At 68.8% G+C, this 6177-nt stretch carries 7 protein-coding genes; all 7 read right to left on the bottom strand.

What is annotated here, in order from left to right; genetic code table 11:
• Nucleotides 1-103: 103 nt before the first annotated feature.
• From murB to ACLD0W_RS10700, 7 genes are read right to left on the bottom strand one after another with little or no spacing between them, the layout of a single operon-like run.
• Nucleotides 104-1111, bottom strand: coding sequence for a UDP-N-acetylmuramate dehydrogenase (murB, locus tag ACLD0W_RS10730; RefSeq protein WP_410307475.1), 1008 nt, complete (start codon nucleotides 1109-1111; stop codon nucleotides 104-106).
• Complete coding sequence (locus ACLD0W_RS10725; protein WP_410307474.1) at nucleotides 1108-1590, bottom strand: low molecular weight protein-tyrosine-phosphatase; 483 nt, start codon at nucleotides 1588-1590, stop codon at nucleotides 1108-1110. The genes murB and ACLD0W_RS10725 overlap by 4 nt, the downstream gene beginning before the upstream one ends.
• The gene (gene kdsB, locus ACLD0W_RS10720; RefSeq protein ID WP_410307473.1) at nucleotides 1587-2360 is read right to left on the bottom strand and encodes a 3-deoxy-manno-octulosonate cytidylyltransferase; all 774 of its coding nucleotides are present in this window, start codon (nucleotides 2358-2360) and stop codon (nucleotides 1587-1589) included. The genes ACLD0W_RS10725 and kdsB overlap by 4 nt, the downstream gene beginning before the upstream one ends.
• Before the next feature lie 13 nt (nucleotides 2361-2373).
• On the bottom strand, nucleotides 2374-3357 hold the full coding sequence (gene lpxK / locus ACLD0W_RS10715) for a tetraacyldisaccharide 4'-kinase (protein ID WP_410307472.1): 984 nt from the start codon (nucleotides 3355-3357) through the stop codon (nucleotides 2374-2376).
• Complete coding sequence (msbA, locus tag ACLD0W_RS10710; protein ID WP_410307471.1) at nucleotides 3350-5101, bottom strand: lipid A export permease/ATP-binding protein MsbA; 1752 nt, start codon at nucleotides 5099-5101, stop codon at nucleotides 3350-3352. Before msbA ends, lpxK begins: the two co-directional genes overlap by 8 nt.
• Nucleotides 5098-5523, bottom strand: coding sequence for an ExbD/TolR family protein (locus ACLD0W_RS10705; RefSeq protein ID WP_410307470.1), 426 nt, complete (start codon nucleotides 5521-5523; stop codon nucleotides 5098-5100). The genes msbA and ACLD0W_RS10705 overlap by 4 nt, the downstream gene beginning before the upstream one ends.
• Nucleotides 5520-6155 (bottom strand): MotA/TolQ/ExbB proton channel family protein, encoded by a 636-nt coding sequence (locus ACLD0W_RS10700; RefSeq protein ID WP_410307469.1) that lies wholly within the window; start codon nucleotides 6153-6155, stop codon nucleotides 5520-5522. The genes ACLD0W_RS10705 and ACLD0W_RS10700 overlap by 4 nt, the downstream gene beginning before the upstream one ends.
• Between the last annotated feature and the right edge of the window lie 22 nt (nucleotides 6156-6177).

The raw sequence follows: 6177 nt of genomic DNA, 5'->3' as shown, positions 1-6177 counted from the left end.
CCTTGAGAACAGGACGTTCGAAAGGGAGCCCCCAGGGACGGGTTCACGGCGTTCCCGGAAGGGCGTCGCGCCCTGAGCCGCGCCCCCGCTGACGGCAACCCCCTCAAGGCAACGGAATCGGTTCCTGCTCCAGGCTGACCCCGAACCGCGCCTCCACATCGGCGCGCACCGCCCCAGCCAGGGCCCGCACATCGGCGGCCCGGGCGCCGCCATGGTTGACCAGCACCAGCGCCTGCTCCCGATGCATGCCCACCGGCCCCAGCCGCCGCCCCTTCCAACCGGCCCGCTCGATCAGCCAGCCGGCGGCCAGCTTGTGGCCGTCCCGGTGGGCGAAAGCCACCAGCTCCGGCTCGCTCTGTTTCAGTTGCTGATAATGGGCCACGGACACCACCGGATTCTTGAAGAAGCTGCCCGCGTTGGGCAGCACCGCCGGGTCCGGCAATTTGCTTTGCCGCAGTTCGATCACCGCCGCCCGTACCGCCGCCGGGTCCAGGCTGGCCGGATCGGCGTCGCCGAAGCGCGCCGCCAGACCGCCATAATCCACCCGACAGGGTCCGTGGCGACGCAACCGCAGGGTGATGGCGGTGATGATGAATTCGCCCCGCCGCCGGCTTTTGAACAGGCTGTCCCGATAATCGAACTCGCACTCGGCGGCGCTGAAGCGCACCGGCCGGCCATTGGCCACCGCCACCGCGTCCACGCTCTCCAGCACGTCCGCCAGTTCCACGCCGTAGGCGCCGATGTTCTGGAACGGCGCGGCGCCGGCGGTGCCGGGGATCAGCGACAGGTTTTCCAGACCGCGCCAGCCACGCGCCACGGTGTCCGCCACCAGCCGGTCCCAGACCACGCCGGCGCCGGCGATGACCCGCGCCTGGTCGCCCTCCACCCGGTAGTCGATGCGGTCCAGGGCCGGGATCACCGTCAGGCCCGGCAGATCGCCGTCCAGCACCAGGTTGCTGCCCTGCCCCAGCACGTACAGCGGCTCATCGGCGCGCCGCCCGGCCAGCAGTTCGGCCAGCGCCTCGCCGCTGGCCGGGCGCGCCAGCCGCTCGGCGCGGGCCGGCAGTGCCAGGGTATTGGCGCCGGACAGATCCGCGTTCCGTTCGATCACAGCCGCTCCCGCAGGCGCTCCAGCCACAGGTCGCTGGCCTTCTCCACCAGGTTCAGCACCTGGTCGAAGCCATCGTCGCCGCCGTAGTACGGGTCCGGCACCTCATGGGGGCCGTCCTCGCCGAGCACGTCCAGGAAACGCGCCAGCAGGGCGTCGTCGTCCGCCGGACGCAGGGCTTGCAGGTCGGCCAGATTGTTGTCGTCCATGGCCAGGATCAGGTCGAAACGGCGGAAGTCCTCCGCGCTCACCTGACGGGCACGCAGCCGGTCCAGCTGATAGCCGCGTTGGGCGGCGGCGGCGCTGGCGCGCCGGTCCGGCGCCTTGCCGATGTGCCAATCGCCGGTGCCGGCGCTGTCGATGTGGATGCGCGCCTCCAGGCCGGCGTCGGTGACCCGCCGGCGGAACACCGCCTCGGCGGTGGGCGAGCGGCAGATGTTGCCAAGACACACGAACAGAACGGAAACGGAAGGGGTACTCATAAGCGGTCAGCCTCCGACAAATAGCGGCGCATGCGCGCCAGGTCGGCCTCGGTGTCGATGCCGCCGGGCACCGGCTCCCGGGCCGGCGCCACGTGCACCGGCGCGCCGTTGGCCAGGGCCCGCAGCTGTTCCAGGGATTCCAATTGCTCCAACGGCGCCGGCGGCCAACCGACGAAGCGGTGCAAAAAGCCCACCCGGTAAGCGTAGATGCCGATGTGCCGCCACCAGCGCCCGCCGCTCAGGTCCAGGTCGGCGCCGGTGCCGCCGGCGAAGCCGTCCCGGTGCCAGGGAATCGGCGCCCGGGAGAAATACAGGGCGCGACCGTTGACGTCGAACACCACCTTGCAGACGTTGGCGTTGAACAGGTCCTCGGCGCTGTCGATGGGCTCGCACAGGGTGGCCATCTGGCAGTCCGGGTGCAGCGCCAGATTCTCCGCCACCTGGTCGATCACCGCCGGCGGGATCAGCGGTTCGTCGCCCTGCACGTTGACCACGATGTCGTCGTCGGCCAGGCCCAGTTGCTCCGCCACTTCCTGCAGCCGGTCGGTGCCGGACGGATGATCGGCGCGGGTCATCACCACCCGGGCCGCGTCGCCCACCGCGTCGCGCACCCGTTCATCGTCGGTGGCCACCAGTGCCTCGCGGGCGCCGCTCCGCGCGCAGCGCTCCACCACCCGGGTCACCATGGGCTTGCCGGCCAGATCCGCCAGCGGCTTGCCGGGCAGCCGCGACGAGGCATAACGGGCCGGTACGATGACAAGGAAACTCATGCTTGCTGCTCCATCAGGGGCCGGCCAGGGCCCGGTCGAGAATCGCGTCCAGGGTGCCCGGCGGCAGCGACGCCCGCACCGGCAGCGTCCACAGGCGCGGGTCGTTGAAACCCTGGCATTTTACCGCGTCTTTTTCGGTCATGATCACCGGCAGATCGTCGCCGAACGCCAGATCCGCCGGTTGGAAGGCGTGGTGGTCGGCGAACGCATGCGGGGTCACCGCCAGCCCCAGCGCTTCCAGGGTGCGGAAAAAGCGCCGCGGGTGGCCGATGCCGGCGACACCGTGCACGCGGGGGAAACGGGCCAGGAACCCGTCCGCCGTCAGGCTTTCGCCGTCGCTCAATCGGATCGGGTCCGCCGGCTCCAGGGTCATGGTGGTGGCGCCGGGCCAGGGGCCGCCGTTGGCGAGCAGGAAGTCCACCGCCTCCAGCCGCGAGGCCGGCTCGCGCAGCGGCCCGGCGGGCAGGCAACGGCCATTGCCCAGGCCCCGGTCCGCGTCGATCACCACCACCTCGGCGGAGCGCGGCAGCGCGTAGTGCTGCAAACCGTCGTCGCTGATCACCAGATCGGCGCCGTGCTCGCGCAGCGCCCGTTCCAGGGCCCGGTCGCGCCTCGGGTCGAGCACCACCGGCACGGCGGCCCGGCGGGCAATCAGAAGGGGTTCGTCGCCGACCCGGGCCGGGTCGTCGTCGGCGGTGACGCTGATCGGGTAATCGCCGCCGTCGGCGCCATAGCCCCGGGAGATCACCACCACGTTCAGGCCGCGCTCGGTGGCGCGGCGCGCCAGCGCAATCACCAGCGGCGTCTTGCCGGTGCCGCCCACGGTCACGTTGCCCACCACCAGCACCGGCACCGGCGGCACCGGCGCCTGCTCACGGAAGCGCGCCAGCCGGCGGCGGGCCACCCGGCCCACCAGCCAGCCCAGGGGCCGTAGCGGGGTCAGCCAGGGACTGCCCCGGTACCAGCCCTGCTCGATGCGGCGCGCCCAATCAGCCATGGTCGGTGTCGGCGAAGTCCATCTTGTAGAGTTGGGTATAGAGGCCGTTGCGCTCGAGCAGCTCCTGATGGCTGCCCTGCTCGATCAGGCGGCCCTGATCCAGCACCAGAATGCGGTCGGCTTTCTCGATGGTGGACAGGCGGTGGGCGATCACCAGGGTGGTGCGCCCGGTCATCAGCCGCTCCAGGGCCTGCTGGATATGGTGCTCGGACTCGGTGTCCAGGGCACTGGTGGCCTCGTCGAGAATCAGGATCGGCGCGTCCTTGAGCAATGCCCGGGCGATCGCCAAACGCTGCCGTTGGCCACCGGACAACTGGGCGCCGTCCTGGCCCACCTCGGTGTCCAGGCCGTGTTCCAGACTCTGAATGAAGTCCCAGGCGTAGGCGTTGCGCGCCGCCTCCTCGATGGCGGCGTCATCGGCGTCGCGCATCTCGCCGTAGGCGATGTTGTTGCGCACCGTGTCGTTGAACAGCACCACCTTCTGGCTGACCATGGCGATCTGCCGGCGCAGCGCCGCCAGCTGGTAGTCCGGCAGCGGCACGCCGTCGAGCAGCACCTGGCCGGAATCCGGATCGAAGAAGCGGGGCAACATGGCCGAAATGGTGCTCTTGCCGGCCCCGGAACGCCCCACCAGGGCGATGGTCTCGCCGCTGTTCACCGAGAACGACAGGTTGTTGAGCACCGGATGGGCCGGGTCATAGCCGAAGGTCACGTCGCGGAACTCGATGTCGCCGTGGGTGCGCGGCAGGTCACGGCCGCCCACATCCGGCTCCGGCGGGCGGTCCATCAATTCAAACAGGGATGAGGCCCCGGTGACGCCGCGCTGGATTTTCACGTTCACATCGGTGAGCTGCTTAAGGGGTTTCTGCACCATGCCGGCGGCGGCGATGTAGGACAGGAAGCCGCCCACCGTCAGCGCTTCGCCCATCAGCGTGATGTACAGGTAGGTGACCAGGCCGATGGCGGCGGCCACGAACAGCTGCACGATCACCGTGGACGCGATCTTGCTGGCGTTGAGCTTGGTGTTCTGGCGGGAAAAGCGCCGGCTCACCGCGTGGAAACGGTCCGCCTCCAGCTTCTGACCGCCAAAAATCTTCACCGCCTGATTGCCTTCGATGGCCTCCCCCAGGAACTGGGTGATATTGCCCATGGACGCCTGGATGCGCCGACTGATGTGGCGAAAGCGTTTGCTGGTCAGTCTCACCACGGTGCCCACCAGGGGCGCCATCACCAGCAGGATCAGGGTCAGCTTCCAGTTCTGGTAGAGCAGGAAAGCGATCAGCCCGATCACCGTCAGCCCCTCGCGCAGCAGCACGATAATGGCGTCGGTGCCGGCGCTGGTGACCTGCTGGGCGTCGAAGATGATCTTCGACATGATGCGCCCGGACGCGTTGTTGTTGTACTCCGACTGGGGCAGCCGCAGCACATGGCCGAACACGTCGTTGCGCAGCCGGTAGACGATCTCCTGGGCCACCCAGGTCATGGAATAACTGCCCATGAACTGGCCGATGCCCTGGGCCAGGGCGATAAAGAACGGCGCGATGGAGACGATCAGCACCCGGCGCGGTTCCGGGTTGACCACGGTCTCGCCCAGATAGCCGGCCAGTTGGGCGGCGCCGGCCTGGGTGGCGGCGTAGATCGCGTAACCGATGAAACTGGCGAACAGGATCAGCCAGTGGGGTTTGACGTAATTCAGCAGTCGTTTGTAGGTCTGCCAGGCATCATCCGGGAGAGATTGGCTCATTGCGCCTCATCGTCGGCTTCGCGAGTGGTGAGCGACAGCTTATCAAAGCCGAGCTGCCCGGCCACGTCCATGACCCGTACCACCGCCTGATAGCTGGCGTTGGCGTCGGCGGTGATGATCATCGGCCGGGTGGTCTTGTCCTGGCCCAGCCGCAGCAGCGCCGAGCGCAGGCCCGCTTCGCTGTTGTCGGCGAGTTTCTCGCCATTGATCAGATAGTCGCCCAGCGGCGACACCAGCACCTGCACCGCCTCCGGCTGCGCCTCGGGGGGCGTGCCTTGCGCCTCCGGCAGGGTCAGCGACAGCTGGGTCTCGCGGGTGAAGGTGGTGGACACCATGAAGAAAATCAACAGCAGGAACACCACGTCGATCAGCGGCGTCAGGTTGACCTCCGCTTGCTCCTGACGGGGCCGGGGGAATTTCACGACGCCGCTCCGGCCGCCGGGGTCGCTTCCCGGTCGCCGTGCACCAGATCCACCAGATGCACCGCGTTCTGTTCCATGCTCACGGTGATTTCCTCCACCCGGCGCAGAAAGAAGCGGTGGAAGAAAATCGCCGGAATCGCCACCACCAGACCGGCGGCGGTGGTCAGCAGTGCCTGGGAGATGCCGCCGGCCAGCTGGGCGGCGTCGCCGGTGCCGTGAATCATGATCGCGGCGAACACGTCGATCATGCCGATCACCGTGCCCAGCAGGCCCAGCAGCGGCGCGATGGCGGCGATGGAGCCCAGGGTGGAGAGGTATTTCTCCAGGTCGTGGACCACGCCGGCGGCCTCCTCCTGGATGCTTTCCTTCATGATATCGCGGCCGTGGCGGGCATTGGCCAGGCCGGTGGCGAGAATGCGCCCCAGCGGCGACTGTTCACGCAGGGCGGCCAGCCGCTGGGCGTTGAGCTGGCCCTTCTGCAGCCAGACCCGCACCTGGGCCAGGGTTTCCGGCGGCGCCAGCTTGCTCGGACGCAGGGTCCAGAACCGTTCCACCACGATGGCCAGGGCCACCACCGAACCGATCAGGATCGGGAGCATCATCCAGCCCCCGGACTGCACTAGATCCTGCACGTAAAGATCCCCTTTGCGACGT

This window comes from Alloalcanivorax sp. C16-1 (assembly GCF_046507805.1).
Lineage (GTDB): Bacteria > Pseudomonadota > Gammaproteobacteria > Pseudomonadales > Alcanivoracaceae > Alloalcanivorax.
The sequence above is the reverse complement of the archived record's forward strand: the minus strand, read 5'-3'. Positions and strand labels throughout refer to the sequence as shown.

Excerpts from the sequence above, each read along its gene's own strand:
- ACLD0W_RS10725 (WP_410307474.1), bottom strand. The coding sequence starts at position 1,590 with ATGAGTACCCCTTCCGTTTCCGTTCTGTTCGTGTGTCTTGGCAACATC.
- kdsB (WP_410307473.1), bottom strand. The coding sequence starts at position 2,360 with ATGAGTTTCCTTGTCATCGTACCGGCCCGTTATGCCTCGTCGCGGCTG.
- lpxK (WP_410307472.1), bottom strand. The coding sequence starts at position 3,357 with ATGGCTGATTGGGCGCGCCGCATCGAGCAGGGCTGGTACCGGGGCAGT.
- msbA (WP_410307471.1), bottom strand. The coding sequence starts at position 5,101 with ATGAGCCAATCTCTCCCGGATGATGCCTGGCAGACCTACAAACGACTG.